Annotated in this window: 19 protein-coding genes; 12 read left to right on the top strand and 7 right to left on the bottom strand. The window is 63.7% G+C overall.

All coding sequences use genetic code 11. From position 1 onward, the window contains the following. Nucleotides 1-54 precede the first annotated feature (54 nt). Together ACFSM5_RS04895 and ACFSM5_RS04890 are read left to right on the top strand one after the other, a co-directional pair. Nucleotides 55-408: a YkvA family protein gene (locus tag ACFSM5_RS04895; RefSeq protein ID WP_379875133.1), complete on the top strand. Its 354-nt coding sequence runs from the start codon at nt 55-57 to the stop codon at nt 406-408. 48 nt (nt 409-456) lie between these two features. After that, on the top strand, nt 457-1,203 hold the full coding sequence (locus tag ACFSM5_RS04890; RefSeq protein ID WP_379875131.1) for a TerC family protein: 747 nt from the start codon (nt 457-459) through the stop codon (nt 1,201-1,203). Nucleotides 1,204-1,221: 18 nt separating this feature from the next. On the opposite strand, the gene ACFSM5_RS04885 is transcribed toward ACFSM5_RS04890, so the two are convergent. Beyond that, nucleotides 1,222-1,923 carry a hypothetical protein gene (locus ACFSM5_RS04885; RefSeq protein WP_379875130.1) on the bottom strand — a complete coding sequence of 234 codons (702 nt, stop codon included), beginning with the start codon at nt 1,921-1,923 and terminating at the stop codon, nt 1,222-1,224. 24 nt (nt 1,924-1,947) lie between these two features. After that, nucleotides 1,948-2,394: a carboxymuconolactone decarboxylase family protein gene (locus ACFSM5_RS04880; RefSeq protein WP_379875129.1), complete on the bottom strand. Its 447-nt coding sequence runs from the start codon at nt 2,392-2,394 to the stop codon at nt 1,948-1,950. A gap of 273 nt (nt 2,395-2,667) precedes the next feature. On the opposite strand from ACFSM5_RS04880, the gene ACFSM5_RS04875 reads away from it, so the two are divergent. After that, the gene (locus ACFSM5_RS04875; RefSeq protein WP_379875128.1) at nt 2,668-3,294 is read left to right on the top strand and encodes a LysE/ArgO family amino acid transporter; all 627 of its coding nucleotides are present in this window, start codon (nt 2,668-2,670) and stop codon (nt 3,292-3,294) included. A 126-nt stretch (nt 3,295-3,420) separates the two neighbouring features. On the opposite strand, the gene ACFSM5_RS04870 is transcribed toward ACFSM5_RS04875, so the two are convergent. Next, the gene (locus tag ACFSM5_RS04870; RefSeq protein ID WP_379875127.1) at nt 3,421-3,990 is read right to left on the bottom strand and encodes a class I SAM-dependent methyltransferase; all 570 of its coding nucleotides are present in this window, start codon (nt 3,988-3,990) and stop codon (nt 3,421-3,423) included. Between the two features lie 165 nt (nt 3,991-4,155). Between ACFSM5_RS04870 and ACFSM5_RS04865 the strand changes: the two genes are divergently transcribed. The 6 genes from ACFSM5_RS04865 (at nt 4,156) to ACFSM5_RS04840 (ending at nt 8,028) form a co-directional block, all read left to right on the top strand. Next, entirely contained in the window at nt 4,156-5,172 is a 1,017-nt protein-coding gene (locus ACFSM5_RS04865) for an aspartate-semialdehyde dehydrogenase (RefSeq protein WP_379875126.1), read from the top strand. A gap of 506 nt (nt 5,173-5,678) precedes the next feature. Continuing rightward, entirely contained in the window at nt 5,679-6,293 is a 615-nt protein-coding gene (locus ACFSM5_RS04860) for a sigma-70 family RNA polymerase sigma factor (RefSeq protein ID WP_379875125.1), read from the top strand. Between the two features lie 3 nt (nt 6,294-6,296). Next, nucleotides 6,297-6,704: an anti-sigma factor gene (locus ACFSM5_RS04855; protein ID WP_379875124.1), complete on the top strand. Its 408-nt coding sequence runs from the start codon at nt 6,297-6,299 to the stop codon at nt 6,702-6,704. A 5-nt stretch (nt 6,705-6,709) separates the two neighbouring features. Beyond that, a complete protein-coding gene (locus ACFSM5_RS04850) occupies nt 6,710-7,252 on the top strand; it encodes a hypothetical protein (protein WP_379875123.1) in 543 nt (180 codons plus the stop codon). A 55-nt stretch (nt 7,253-7,307) separates the two neighbouring features. Further along, entirely contained in the window at nt 7,308-7,577 is a 270-nt protein-coding gene (locus tag ACFSM5_RS04845; RefSeq protein WP_379875122.1) for a ribbon-helix-helix domain-containing protein, read from the top strand. A gap of 115 nt (nt 7,578-7,692) precedes the next feature. Beyond that, nucleotides 7,693-8,028, top strand: a complete 336-nt coding sequence (locus ACFSM5_RS04840) for a hypothetical protein (protein ID WP_379875121.1) — start codon at nt 7,693-7,695, stop codon at nt 8,026-8,028. Here ACFSM5_RS04840 and ACFSM5_RS04835 read toward each other — a convergent pair. Further along, a complete protein-coding gene (locus tag ACFSM5_RS04835; RefSeq protein ID WP_379875120.1) occupies nt 8,000-8,761 on the bottom strand; it encodes an enoyl-CoA hydratase-related protein in 762 nt (253 codons plus the stop codon). The two genes, ACFSM5_RS04840 and ACFSM5_RS04835, sit on opposite strands and share 29 nt — an antisense overlap. Before the next feature lie 80 nt (nt 8,762-8,841). Between ACFSM5_RS04835 and ACFSM5_RS04830 the strand changes: the two genes are divergently transcribed. Continuing rightward, nucleotides 8,842-10,308 (top strand): 3-hydroxyacyl-CoA dehydrogenase, encoded by a 1,467-nt coding sequence (locus ACFSM5_RS04830; protein WP_379875119.1) that lies wholly within the window; start codon nt 8,842-8,844, stop codon nt 10,306-10,308. Here ACFSM5_RS04830 and ACFSM5_RS04825 read toward each other — a convergent pair. Further along, the gene (locus ACFSM5_RS04825) at nt 10,305-11,162 is read right to left on the bottom strand and encodes a LysR family transcriptional regulator (protein WP_379875118.1); all 858 of its coding nucleotides are present in this window, start codon (nt 11,160-11,162) and stop codon (nt 10,305-10,307) included. The genes ACFSM5_RS04830 and ACFSM5_RS04825 overlap by 4 nt on opposite strands. Before the next feature lie 101 nt (nt 11,163-11,263). Here ACFSM5_RS04825 and ACFSM5_RS04820 point away from each other — a divergent pair, with 101 nt between their 5' ends. Then, complete coding sequence (locus ACFSM5_RS04820) at nt 11,264-11,410, top strand: hypothetical protein (RefSeq protein ID WP_379875117.1); 147 nt, start codon at nt 11,264-11,266, stop codon at nt 11,408-11,410. Here the strand turns inward: ACFSM5_RS04820 and ACFSM5_RS04815 are convergent. Continuing rightward, complete coding sequence (locus ACFSM5_RS04815) at nt 11,407-11,628, bottom strand: hypothetical protein (protein ID WP_379875116.1); 222 nt, start codon at nt 11,626-11,628, stop codon at nt 11,407-11,409. The genes ACFSM5_RS04820 and ACFSM5_RS04815 overlap by 4 nt on opposite strands. 189 nt (nt 11,629-11,817) lie before the next feature. Here ACFSM5_RS04815 and ACFSM5_RS04810 point away from each other — a divergent pair, with 189 nt between their 5' ends. Then, nucleotides 11,818-12,231 (top strand): hypothetical protein, encoded by a 414-nt coding sequence (locus ACFSM5_RS04810; protein ID WP_379875115.1) that lies wholly within the window; start codon nt 11,818-11,820, stop codon nt 12,229-12,231. On the opposite strand, the gene ACFSM5_RS04805 is transcribed toward ACFSM5_RS04810, so the two are convergent. Further along, a complete protein-coding gene (locus tag ACFSM5_RS04805; RefSeq protein WP_379875114.1) occupies nt 12,228-13,871 on the bottom strand; it encodes an ABC transporter permease in 1,644 nt (547 codons plus the stop codon). The genes ACFSM5_RS04810 and ACFSM5_RS04805 overlap by 4 nt on opposite strands. Between the last annotated feature and the right edge of the window lie 36 nt (nt 13,872-13,907).

The following is a 13,907-nucleotide window of genomic DNA, read 5'->3' as shown; positions in this document are numbered from 1 at the left end:
AAAAGCGACGCGCCGAGCCTTGCACAAACCGCTTATCAGGGCCATCTGGCGCGCATGAGCGAGAATCTGCCCATTCCAGTTGCCTCTGCTGAAGATGAAGCCCGCGTTCAGGCGGGCTTCTGGCGCAAGCTGCGTCAGAACATTCATCGTCTGCCGTTCGCAAGCGACCTGCTGGCCGCCTGGTTTGCCGCACGGGATCCCAAGACGCCCCGCCGGGTGCGCTGGATCCTCTATGGCGCCCTCGCCTACTTCCTGCTGCCCACCGACGCCGTGCCGGACATTCTGGCGGGTCTGGGCTTCACCGACGATGCCGCGGTCCTGATCGCGGCCTTGAAATCTGTTGCCGGTTCCGTCAACGACCGCCATCGTGAGATGGCTCAACTGACGCTAGACAGGCTGCGGAAGTAATACCCTACCTACTTCTTCAACCCCTTATTTTGGAATAACGGATCGGCCATGCTCGACCTGCTGACCAATCCCGCCGTCATCATGAGTTTCTTGACGTTGGCGGCCCTCGAAATCGTTCTGGGTATCGACAATCTGCTGTTCGTGCAGATCGTCGCCGACCGGGTGTCGCCTGAAAAGCGCGACCGCGCCCGGCGCCTGGGCCTGACCATGGCCCTGCTGACCCGCCTGGCCCTGCTGGCGTCCATCTCCTTCATCGTCAAGCTGACGACGCCGATCCTGACCATCGGTGAATTCTCGCTGTCGTGGCGCGATATCATCCTGCTGGGCGGCGGTGCCTTCCTGCTGGTCAAGGCAACGCTCGAAGTCCATCACTCGATGGAAGTCGAGGAAAAGGACGCTACGGGCAAGCCCAAGAAGGGCTATCTGGCCTTCGGTGCCGCCATCGTGCAGATCGCGATCCTGGATATCGTCTTCTCGCTCGATAGCGTCATCACCGCCGTCGGCATGGCCGACGAGCTGGCCGTTATGGTCGCCGCCGTCGTTGCCGCGATGATCGTCATGATCCTGGCCGCCGTTCCCGTCGGCAACTTCGTGTCGAAACATCCGACCGTGAAGATGCTGGCCCTGTCGTTCCTGCTGCTGATCGGCATGGCGCTGATCGCCGAAGGCCTGGGGTTCCATATCCCCAAGGGCTACCTCTACTTCGCCATCGCCTTCTCGGCCGGTGTCGAGTTCCTGAACCTGCTGGTCCGCAACAAGCAGAAGCCACGCACGGAAGATATTGTGAGTAATTAGCCCTCGCCGGGTTACCGGTTAAGGTTTCAACCAAGAGAACGCGGCGGCAAGGGCATCCTTGCCGCCGTTTTCTATGAGGGGGCCATGGGTCGTCAGCACGCGGGTAAAATCCTGATCCAGAATGGCGTCGAGGCTGGCGCGCGCCGCCGCCCAATCCTTGTAGAACCGCCGCAGCATATGGCTCACGCCCAGCTTGCCGTGCAGACCGTTGAGGCGCCCGTAGAGCCGCAGGATCCAATGGTCCCCCGGTGCCGTGCTCATGGCGAGATCGGTCAGGATCAGGCTGCGGGATGGGCGATGCAGGAACACGCTCTCCTTCATCACCGGATTGCCCAGGATCGGAAAAGCCTCCAGCACACCGGCCCATTGCGGTGGAACATCCTGCGGCAGGGTGCCGTCGATACGCAGATCCGGGCGCTTCTTCTCCAGCCCCTTGGGAGCCAGCAGCCGCGAGGTAGCGCAGAGTTCCTGCCAGGGGGTCTGGAAGAGATGATGATGCAGGTTTGGCGCGATCCGCCAGTTGGGCGTGCCGAGTTTCCACACCGCCTCGGTCAGCCCATGGTTCGGCGGGATCGGTGAATGCATCACCAGATCGCCGTCCGGCAGTTGCACCAGATACATGCGCGTGCGGAACGGAATGCCGACGAGCTTCATCTCATGTTCGGCCAGCCAGATGCCCTCGCTTAGGGGGTAAAGAACTCCAGGCTGATAAACCGACATGAGACTAGCTCCCTTTAGAATTGACTAAGCCTTGGTCGCCACCGGGAGCCGGAACGGCGCGCCCAAGCGGTTGAAGGCATTCATGGCCGCAATGGCGATGGTAAGATCCACCAGATCTTTGGGTTCGAACACCGCCGATACAGCCGCATAGGCTTCGTCGGAGGCATGGGTTTCACTGATACGTGTCACTTCCTCGGCCCAGGCCAGCGCAGCACGTTCCTGATCGGAAAACAGGTGGGGAACTTCATACCACACCGGCACCAGCGTGATCTTGCCGATCGACATGCTTTTGCGGAGGTCCCGGCTATGCAGATCGATGCAATGGGCGCAGCCGTTGATCTGCGAGACCCGAAGGAAGACGAGATGAACCAGCTCCTCGGGAAGGTCGGTCTCTTTCGTGACGTAATGATGGATACCGGACAGGGCTTTCGCACCAGCGGGCGCAATCTCGAACCAATTCAAGCGGGCCATTGCAGTCTTCCTTCCTTGAGCAAGTTGGCTTTCGAAAGGGAGACGAGGCAGGTGAGGCTCGTGTGACAGGGGCACGCCATTTTTACCGCAGGATCGAGATGGACAAAGCACGGGCCTTGCTGAAATAGTAGCCGCCACCATGACCCTGATCATTGCCGACTATCTTGAAAAGATGAGCCGTCGCCGAGCCTGACCTCGGTTGCTGCATCGCCTTTATTCTTTGCTGTTTGAAGCGCCCATTTTCAAAGACGGGCGCGGGTCAGGAGTTTTCCCATGTCGTTCATCGCTGTTGCCGCCGAAGGCTTTGCCCTCGGTGCCGGTCTTATCGTCGCCATCGGCGCGCAGAATGCCTATGTGCTGCGCCAAGGGCTGCTACGCCAGCATGTCTTTCCGCTGGCCGCCTTCTGCGCGCTGTCCGATGCCATTCTGATCCTGGCGGGCTGTTTTGGTCTCGGCAGCCTCGTCCAGGCCTCGCCCAATGCCCTGATCGTGATTGCCTTCGCCGGCGCGGCCTTCCTGGGCTGGTATGGCCTGAAAGCAGCGATGCGTGCCTGGAAGCCCGGCGCCCTACTGCCGACCGAAGGCGCGGCGCCGACGCTGGCCAAGGCACTGGCAACCGTCGCCGCCGTGACCCTGCTGAACCCGCATGTCTATCTCGATACCGTGGTGCTGGTCGGCAGCCTGTCCGGCCGTCATCCCCTGCCCGACCGCTATTGGTTCGCGGGCGGCGCGGCAACGGCGTCCTTCGTGTGGTTCTTCGGCCTTGGCTATGGCGCGCGCCTGCTGGCCCCGCTGTTCAAGAAGCAGAGCGCGTGGCGCGTGCTCGACAGCATCATCGCCATCGTGATGTGGCTGATTGCGTCTCAGCTGCTGATCGATGGCATCCGGCGCTTAGGGTAGCCGCAGGACCTGCGTCAATCGTCACCCCGGGACTTGATCCCGGGATGACAGAGTTTTTAGGGGGGACAGGCTCCCGGAGGAGATCCCCCGATCAAGTCGGGGGATGACGACAATCGTTGATCAAAATCACGCCCGGGTGAAACGCCAGACGGCGGCTGGGGGGAGATTGCGCCAGGTGCGACCCAACCCCTCAGCCACCAGCCCAAATTCCTCGGCAGGAAGCGGGCAGAGCGGTGGATAGGTGTATTGCAGCAGAGAACCGCCGGGCTTGAGCACCGCAAAGGACGCATCGACGATGCTGCGCTGAACAGCGCGGCTCATCGGGCGGATCGGCAGGCTGGAGACGACAGTTCCGACCTTGCCGATCAGTTCCTCTCCAAGCAGGGCAGGCAGATCAGCCGCATTGCCTTCCAGCACATGGCAGCGGGGGAAGCGCTCCCGCAAATGCGCCGCCAGCCGAGGATCAAGCTCGACGATATAGAGACGCTCGGGCAGGACGTCCGCTTCTTCCAGCAGAGCCTGGGTCACAACGCCGGTTCCGGCCCCAATCTCCACCAGCACTTCACCTGGCAACAGGCGGACCTGACGGGCCATACGCTGGCCCAGTCTGGGAGAGGAGGGGAGAACGGCACCAATGCGTGCCGGATTATCAACCATTGAGCGCCAGAAGACGAACCAGTCCTGGGCAGCAGTCATTCGCCGCGTTCCTTATGCAAAGGCCCCCGAACGCTGTGACAGAGAACTGTGACCAAAAAGGGGCGTCATACATGACGAATCACAAGATATGGTCCAAATGGCGTCTTGCCAACCCGACTTATGTGGCTTACCTCCCCAGATCAAATCATTTTCAAGGAGCCGGACATGGCTGCGAGCATTGCCGTCATCGGCGCGACCGGTTCGGTCGGGCGCGAAATTCTGATGATTCTGGCCGAACAGGAACTGGCCGAGGCTGCGGACATCGTTGCGCTGGCGTCCGACCGCTCGGTGGGTCAGGAGGCGAGCTTCGGCGAAGATGACGAACTGATCGTCCGGTCACTGAAGGAATTCGACTTCGCAGGCATCCAGTATGCCTTCTTCGCCATCGATGCCGCCGAGACCAAGCCCTATGCCCTGAAGGCCGCTGCTGCCGGGGCCATGGTCATTGACTGCTCCCCCGCTTTCCGGCTGGAGCCGGGTGTGCCGCTGATCGTGCCGGAGGTGAATGCCGCCGCCCTGTCGGGTGCCAAGAAGAAGATCGTCGCCAACCCCTCGCCGCTGGCGATCATGATTGCTGCCGTCGTCCAGCCGCTGCATGCGGCCGCCCATGCCAAGCGTGCCGTCGTGACGGCGATGCAGCCGGTGTCCGGTCTTGGCCGGTCGGCGATGGACGAGCTGTTCAACCAGACCCGCGCCGTCTTCGTGAATGATCCGCTGAAGCCGGAACATTTCACCAAGCAGATCGCCTTCAACGTCATCCCCCACGTGGGCGACATTCAAAAGGATGGCGAGACGACCGAGGAAGCGACCCTGGCAGGCGAAGCCCGCAAGCTGATCCACCCGGACTTCGCCCTGACCGCCACCTGCGTGCGCGTTCCGGTCTTCATCGGACAGTCGGCGACCGTGACCATCGAATTCGAGAATGCCCTGTCGGTCGAAGCCGCCCGCGAGCATCTGAAGCGGTCCGGCATAACGGTCATCGATCATCGCGCTGATGAGGGCTATGTCACCCCGGTCGAAGTGGCGGGGGACGATCCGGTCTTCGTGTCGCGGGTGCGTGAAGATAAGAGCGTGCCGCACGGCCTGACCCTCTGGTGCGCTACCGACAATCTGCGCAAGGGCGCCGCCCTGAATGCCGTGCAGATCTTCGAAGCGCTGCAGAAGAAAAAGAAGACGCATTGAGGCGGGTGTGCGTTCGCCTACCGGGCTTCGCCCTACTTGAGGCGGGTGTGCGTTCGCCTACCGGGCTTCGCCCTACTTGAGGCGGTATCCCGTCATCCCGGGACTTGATCCCGGGATCCCCTCCGGGGGCGTTTCCTTAAGAGTATTCGTCATCCTCGGGCCCCGCGCGCGTTGCGCGCTTAACGTAATGTTCGGCGGCAACGCCGCCGGGCCGAGGATCCAGGGTGGTTGCCAAACTCCGGCCCTACGCAGCTCGCTGAAAGATGGATCCTCGGGTCAAGCCCGAGGATGACGAGGTTTAGTGGGACAAGCCCCCGGAGGAGATCCCCCGATCAAGTCGGGGGGATGACGACAAAAATACAAAAAGCCAGGAGATCCCGGTGTCGAACACCGGGATGACGATGTACGTGGGGGCAGCAAAAAAGAATGCCCCAACAAACTTTCCAACACGGGGATGCTTGAGCCGGATACCGCCTATCTCCAGTTTACGGTAACGGGAGATGCGGGTGGCCGGTCGGCGAAGAAGCAACGACGATGATTTCGACCAGCAGGCGTTGATGCGCGGAGAGCGCGGCGCCTGGGATCGGTTCGTCGATGGGTTCACGGGGGTCGTTCAGTCGGCGATCCGAACCTTGCCCGGCTTCGGCATGGTCGGACGCGGCGAGGCCGCAGATCTGGCGCAGGATGTGTTCACCGCGCTGGTCGCCCAGGATTACCGGCTGCTCAAACAATATGATCCGGCAAGGGCGGCGCCCGCGACCTGGCTGACCATCGTCGCGCGCTCCATCGCCCGCGACCGCATGCGCCGCCGCCAGCCCATCGGCGTCGCCATCGACGATGTGCCGGAAGAAAGCCTGTCCGTACCGCCGGTCGAAATTCAGGAGAAGGTGCAGATACCGCCGGGCCTCTTAAGCCCCCGGCAGGAACTGATCCTGGCGCTGCTTTATGAAAAAGACATGGATCCCATCGAGATCGCCCAGGCGCTGGAGATCGAGGCGCAGACCGTGCGCAGCCAGCATCACAAGGCCCTGACAAAACTACGCCGTCATTTTGCCGAAATCGAAAACCCCGGTGGGGATGCCGCACCCAAAGGCTCCCTATCACGGTTCAAGAGGAGTTAAGCCATGGACCGCGAGACGGACCGCACGCAGATCGGGCGTGACCAATGGCGCCGCTATCGGAGTGCCACCCAGCAGCCGGATGACGGGGAAGAACCCGGCGCCATGCAGCTGGCCGCCTATGCAGATTGTGCCCTTGGGCCGCGCGACCGCGCCCAGGTGGAGCGCTGGCTTGCCCGTAACCCGGATCGGTTGGCCGACATCCTGGCCGCCCGCCGCGCCGGACGTGAACGTCCACGCGCCAAGGCCCGTGCCTTCTGGCGGGACCGGGCCAGCTGGGGTGCGGCTGCCTGCGCCCTGATGCTGACCGCCTGGATGGGCTTCGATCTGGGTCAGGCCAGCGTCGCGACCGAGACCATCGGCGACAGCGATACTGCGCTGATCGTGGCGGTCATCGACGAGCCGGGGATCTGAAACAGATGCGGCTTCCCTCCTGGCGCAAGGCGCTTCCCTGGGTTCTGCTGGTGATCTCGCTGGCGGGGAACGGGTTCTTTTTCACCGGGCAATGGTTTGCCGAGCGCAAACGCATGGCGCCGGAAATCCGGCTGCTGGAGCAGGTCAATATGACCGACAGCCAGCGGCAGGCCGCCAAGGAAGCCCGCAAGGAGGTCATCAATCTGCTGAAACAGATGAATGACCGCAATCGTCCCCACTTCGACCGCTTCTGGATCGAAATGGCCAAGCCGCAGCCCGACCGCGAGGTTCTGGACCGCGAGCTTTGGGCCGCGACGCTGGGGCGGTTCGAAGTGCAGCGTCAGATTTCCGACGAGACAATGGATTTTCTGGGCGCCCTTGGCCCCGATCAGCGGGCCGCCGCCGTCAGCCTTGTGCGCGGACGCGATGGGTTCCTGCCCGGTCTTCTGATGTGGGACTGGTCGGGTGGCGGGCGCATTCCGCGCATGCCGGGCGACCGCCGAGACCCCCCGCCCCTGCCCATTCCGCCGCGTCCGCCTGCCCCTTGATGCAGGCCGGAATGCGCGCCGCTTTCTATTCTGTCCGAGCTGTTGTGGAGATCCGATGATGACCAGCCCCGATCCGACCCGCCTGATCAAACGTTCCGTAGTCGTCGCCGGTCATCGAACCTCGGTTTCGCTGGAAGATGCCTTCTGGGTCGCCCTTAAACATTCGGCACAGCGCAAGGGCCTGTCGATCAACGGCCTGATCGCCGAAATCGACCAGGGCCGCAGCGGCAACCTGTCCAGCGCTCTGCGGGTTTTTGTCCTGATCGAACGGCTTTCAGCCGAGGAACGGGCTGGCCTGCCGATCATGGCCGACGCCGCCGAGTAAGCAACGACGCCTCTTCAGGGGCTTGTGTTACCGATCCAAGACAGCTTTTTTAAGAGAAAGCGCCAGCCCCCATGGGGTCTGACGCGACCTTCTTGCTGGAGAGCAACACCCGCTCATGGATTGGACGCCCCTTTCGCACGGTCTGCTGGCCGTGGCTATCCAGGTAGCGTTTGCGGCGAGCTGCCGCCCCTGGTTCAAGGAACAGGCAGTGACGGTCGGCGCTATCGCAGCCTCCATGTTCTATTTCGGACGGGAATTCACCCAGCACGAGCGCGATATCGCCGACGCGCGTCAGATAACGATCACCCAGGCTTTCCCGGACGGGCTCTATCTGTGGAACTGGACGCTGGATTCCCTGCTGGACCTGGGCGCACCGATCCTTTTCACAGCAACCGTCGCCTGGATCTGGCGCCGCAGAACACCTAGAAAGCTGGCCGCCGTTTCCCCTTGAAGGCCGCGATGCCCTCGGCTTTCTCCGCACCGCCCTGCAGACCGGCATAAAGCGCGCGCTCCTGAACCAAGGCTTCGGCGGCGGGCATCTGAAACGCATTCAGGATCGAGCGCTTGACCTGCGAGACGGCAACTGGCCCGTTGGCGGCAATCGCCTCGGCCAGTTCCAGACAGCGTGTCAGCGCGCCGCCCGCATCGACCGCTTCTGCCGCCAGCCCGCCCGCCACCGCCTGATCGGCATCGATCGGAAGCCCCGTCAGGGCAAGACGCATCGCGAGGGACTTCCCGACCATACGGGGCAGCAGCGCCGTACCGCCCGCCCCCGGCATCAAACCGAGCTTGACCTCCGGCAGGCCCAGCTGTGCCCCCGCCCCCACGATGATCAGGTCGCAGGCCAGCGCCAGTTCCAGACCGCCGCCCAGGCAGAAGCCCTCGACCGCCGCCAGCAGCGGCTTGGGGAAGGATCGGATCGCCGCCCAGGAGGCCAGACGGGGATCGGTCAAGGCGCTCTGCGGGGTGAGGTCGATGATCTCATCCAGATCGGCCCCGGCGGCAAAGAGGCCGTCGCCCCCGGTCAGGATCACGGCACGGCAGGTTTCATCGGCCGCCGCGATCTTCAAGGCAACCGCCAGTTCGCCCAGCAGTGCCGTATTGAGGGCATTGCGCCGCTCCGGCCGGTTGAGACGCAGGGTAAGGATGGCGGGCGTCGGATGCTCGACCAGGACCAGAGCCATCGACGATCTCCTCTTCTCCAATTGCTTTAAGCCTAATATATTGAAGACTGAAATATTCCTCCAGCCTTGCGAGCGCCATGATGCCTGCTCTTCCGCTCCAGACAAGCGTTGCCGTCATCGGGGCGGGGACGATGGGCATCGGGATCGCACAGGTCGCGGCCCAAGCGGGACATGAGGTCAGGATCTTCGATGCCCGCGCTGGCGCGGCCGACGATGGGGTCGAAAAACTGGCGGCTCTGCTGCGCGGTCTGGCAGCCAAGGGCCGTATCCCCGACGCGGAGGGGGTGATCGCCCGCCTGCGCCCCGCCCCGCATATCGCCGATCTGGCCGGATGTGGGCTGGCCATCGAGGCGATCGTCGAAGATCTGAGCGTCAAGCGCAGCCTGTTCGATGAATTGGCCGGTGTCCTGGGGCCGGAGGCCATTCTCGCCACCAACACCTCTTCGCTCTCCATTGCCGCCATCGCCGCCCGCGTACCGGAGCCGGGGCGCTTTGCCGGGCTGCATTTCTTCAATCCGGCACCTCTGATGCCGCTGGTGGAGGTCATCTCGGGCCCTGCCAGCGATCCGGCGACCGTCGAGACCTTGATGGCGACGGCTGAGGCCTGGGGCAAACAGCCGATCCGCGTGCGGGCCGCACCGGGTTTCGCCGTCAATCGCTGCGCTCGCCCCTATTACGGGGAAGCTTGGCGCCTCCTGAGCGAGAACGCCTGCAGCCCCGCGACCCTGGATGCCGTGATGCGGGAAGCGGGCGGGTTCCGCCTGGGGCCTGCCGAACTGATGGATATGATCGGCCATGATATTGGCCTCGCCGTCTCCACCGCCCTGCATGAAGCCTTCGGCCATGACCCACGCTATGCCCCCTCCTGGCGGCAGCGGGAACTGGTCGAAGCGGGGTTCCTGGGACGCAAAAGCGGGCGCGGCCTCTATCCCGCCGGGGAGACCCCGGCCCCTGCCAATCTGGAAGGACCAGTTCCGGTAAGCGTCACCTTACGAGGCGAGGCCGGGCTGCTGGCACCGCTGGTTGAACGGATCGGCCGGGTGCTGCCGTTGGAGCGGACGGAAGGTCCGGGCGTTTTGAGAATCGCCGGGGCCACCCTCGCCCTGACCGATGGGCGGCTGGCCTGCGAGCGGGCGAAAGCGGAGGGGCTGCCGGATCTGGTGCTGCTGGATCTGGCGCGCGATTTCGGTCAGGTCACCCGGCTGGCTCTCTGCGGTGTCACGCCCGCCGCAGAAGCAGCGGCAGCAGGACTGCTGGAGGCCCTGGGCATTGTCGCAACGCCGGTCGCCGATACACCGGGGCTGATCCTGGGCCGCACCCTCGCCCAACTGATCGCGGAAGCCTGTCTGGCTGAAGAGGCCGGGGTTGCCAGCGTCGCGGATATCGACCGCGCGCTGCGCCTGGGGCTCGGCTATCCGCTGGGGCCGTTCGAATGGGCGCAGACCCTCGGCTGGCCTTTCGTTGCCCAGATGCTCGGCAATCTGCAAGCAGCCACCGGCGAAGACCGCTATCGGACTCCTGTCAGTCTGCGGCGTCGCGCGATCTAGGCCTCCAGCGCCTCCAGGAAGGCTGCGACCTTCACCGGCATCTCCTGCCCCCGCCAGATGAGTACCGTCCTCAAAGGCCGAAGATGGGGGGAAAGCTCGTGGATCGAGAGGCGGTCGCGCTCGGAATAACTTTCCAGCACAGCGCGCGGCATGACGGCCACCCCCATGCCTGCCACCGCGCAGCCCAGGATGGCGTGGTAGGAGGCGACCTCCACCACCCGTTCGATGGGAATACCGCTGTCGGTGAACCAATCCTCCAGACGCTTGCGATGGGGGCAGCCGGGATGGAAGGCCAGCATGGTCGCGCCCAGCACATCCGAGGGACCGGAAATCGGTGGATGGCGCAGTCCAGCGACGATGATCAGTTCCTCCTCGAACACCGGGCGGCTGCCCAGACGTGGATCGGATATGGGTTCGGTCACCAGGGCAGCGTCGAGATCGCCGGAGAGAAGAGCCGCTGTCAGACGGCGCGGATCGCCAGTATGGAGTTCGATGGTGAGATCCGGATAGCGGTCCTGCAGCAGCGACATCGGGCGTGGCAGACGGACGGCAGCCGTGCTCTCCATCGCCCCTAACCGCAGGATGCCACGCGGCGTGCTGCCCTGCACCGCTGCCCTTGCTTCCACGGCCAGATCCAGCAGACGGTCGGCATACTCCAGCAGCGTCTGGCCGGTGGCTGTCAGGTGCAGCCGCTTGCCCTCCCGCAGAAACAAGGTGACGCCGAGATCTTCTTCCAGCTTCTGGATACGGGCGGTCACGTTGGATTGCACACGGTGCAGCCGCTCAGCAGCACGGGTTATCCCGCCCGCTTGAACCACCGTTCTGAAAACATGAAGGTCGGAAAGATCGATCATCTCAAAACCAGATAACAGAAATCACTATTAATCATTTTATGTGATGTTTTCGAAGTCGTAAACTCTTCCCATCCACCAAGCACTCGGGAAAGGAGCTTGTGATGTCCAGAAGACCGACCAGTTTTGAGATGCATCTGTGGGCGCGTCGCGCCCGAGCAGCCGCCATGGCGGCGCTGATCGCCCGCGCGTGGCGGGCCTTGGCCTCAGTTGGCCCCGCTCAAGGCGGGCGCCCGGCCGTCAAATATTAGGAGAGTTCGTTCCGCGTCAGCACGCGGTCGTTGGCAAAGGGGCAGGTATCGCAGCGCCGATGCTCGCGGGCCGGACTGGCGTTGCACTGGATGCAGCGCAGAATATTCTGACCGATCACCTGAGCAACGGGATCGTCCGACTCCATCAGGTCGACAGCGACCTGATGCATATAGTGATCGCGCTCTCGGCATTTGGCTTCGATGGCATGACTGGTCATCGAGACCTCCCTCCCGGGGTTGATGTTAAGACGGCTGACCCGCCGTCCTGGAGCCACCAATTTCAGGGAAACCCACCTTCACAACAATTCGGCGCGGCGGCATCGACCGATTAGGCCAGAAGGACTAAGCCGTCGGGTTAACCGCCATGCCGACTATTACCCGACCATAAGTAGGCCCATGGTGTCGGCATGAAACCGATCATCGCCCTTCTCGACAATCACAAGCATGCGGCCAGAAGCCTGAGCCTGCTGCTGAGTGATAATGGTTGCGAAACCGTGATCGGCAGCGACGCTCTCGACGTCCTGCTGGGTCTAAGGGCGCTCGACCGGCTGAATGCCATCGTAGTCGAGCAATGGAACAACGGCTGCGGACTTGCAGATGCGCTGAGCTTGCGGCAGGCGGTGGGGTGGTGCGTGCCGATCCTGCTGCTCGCCAGCCGCTTCGATATCCCGCCCAATCTGGAAAAATCCCTGCCCGCCTTCAAGGTCGTGCCGACCCCGACGGAAAGCGATGTGATTGTAATGGCCTTGCAGGATCTGATCCGGGCCGAGGAGACCCCCTCCCCGCGTGAGGGCGTCAGTGTCAGCGTCCTGGGGTTCTAACTTGCGCTTTTCTGGCGCCCCAAACGCGCCAGCAGAATGACCGGCGCCACCCCGATGACCACGATGATCAAAGCTGCCAGCGCCGCATCCTCATAGGTGCCGCGCGCCGCTTCGCCATAGAGATGGGTCGCCAGCGTCTCGAAATTCAGCGGGCGCAGCAGCAGGCTGGCGGGCAATTCCTTCATGCAGTCGACAAAGACCAGCAGCGCCGCCGCCGCCAGAGCAGGCTTGGACAGCGGCAAATGCACCCGCCCGAGGGTGCCGCCCGCCGTCTTGCCCAGAACCCGCGACGCCTGATCCAGGCTGAGCGGAATGCGGGAAAAGCCCGCCTCCAGCCCGCCGGTCGAAATCGCCAGGAACCGCGCGGCATAGGCATAGACCAGAGCCGCCCCCGACCCCAGCAGCAGCAAGCCTCCGGCGATCCCGAACCAGGAACGGGTCACATCGACCAGGGCGCGATCCACCAAGGTCACCGGCGTCAGCAGGCCGATGGCCAGCACCGTCCCCGGCACCGCATAGCCAAGAGCCGACACCCGACCCAAGACGCCCGACAGCGGACCAGGGCGCAGGCGCGCGGCATAGGCAACGGCCATCCCGGCAGCCAGCACGATCACGGTGGCGATGGCCGAAACCATGACAGTATTCAGCGTCTCGACCCGGATCGCGGGGGAGATACCGGCAAAGGCCACCCGGCGCCAGGCCTGGACCGCGAGATAGGAGGCCGGTGCCGCAAAGCCGATCAGGATCGGCAGCAGGCCCAACAGCAGCACGAGACTTCCCGAAGTGTGGGGCAGGCGCTGCGGCACCATCACCCGCATCCGCTGGCTCGACGCTGCATAACGCTGATGGCGGCGCGCCCAGCGCTCCAGACTGACCAGGGCAATGACCACCAGCAACATGGCCAGCGCGATCTGCGCCGCTCCCGGCAGGTCCGAGCGCGTGACCCAGGTGGTATAGATGGAGATAGTGAGCGAGCGGACGCCCAGAAACTCGGAGGCGCCGATATCGTTCAGCGTCTCCATCAGCGCCAGCGCCATACCGGCAGCGATGGCGGGACGGGCCAGCGGCAGCGCCACCTTGAAGAACACACCGGTCCGGGAAACACCCAGGGTGCGCGAGGCTTCGATCAATCCGGCGGCCTGGGTCAGGAACATCGCCCGCACCGGCAGATAGACGTAAGGATAGAGCACAAACCCCAGCACCAGAATGCAGCCGCCCATGGAGCGGATTTCCGGCAGGCGAAAATCATGGGGAGAGTCGTAGCCCAGCAGATCCCGCAGGAAAACCTGGACCGGCCCGATGGGGTGCAACAGATCGAGATAGGCGTAGGCGACGATATAGGTCGGCACCGCCAGCGGCAGCAGCAACGCGCCTTCCAGCAGCTTGCGGCCCGGAAAATCATAGGCTGTCACCAGCCAGGCGAGCCCGGTACCCAGCACAGCGACAAGGAAGCCGACCCCCAGCAGCAGCTGACCGGTTTCCAGCAGCGCACGCGGGAGCACATTGGCAAGCAGATGCGGCCACAGGTCCGCGCCGCCCCCAAGGGCGACCACGACCAGCGACACGATCGGCGCCAGGGCCAATCCTGCAATGAGGAGAGAGGCGGCTCGCCAGCCACCTCCGGCAACAGACAGCTTCATCACACGCTAAAAGATAAAGGCCGGCGCGTGTTTCCA

Source organism: Lacibacterium aquatile (genome assembly GCF_042683105.1).
GTDB classification, from domain to species: Bacteria; Pseudomonadota; Alphaproteobacteria; order Elsterales; family Elsteraceae; genus Lacibacterium; species Lacibacterium aquatile.
The sequence above is the reverse complement of the archived record's forward strand: the minus strand, read 5'-3'. Positions and strand labels throughout refer to the sequence as shown.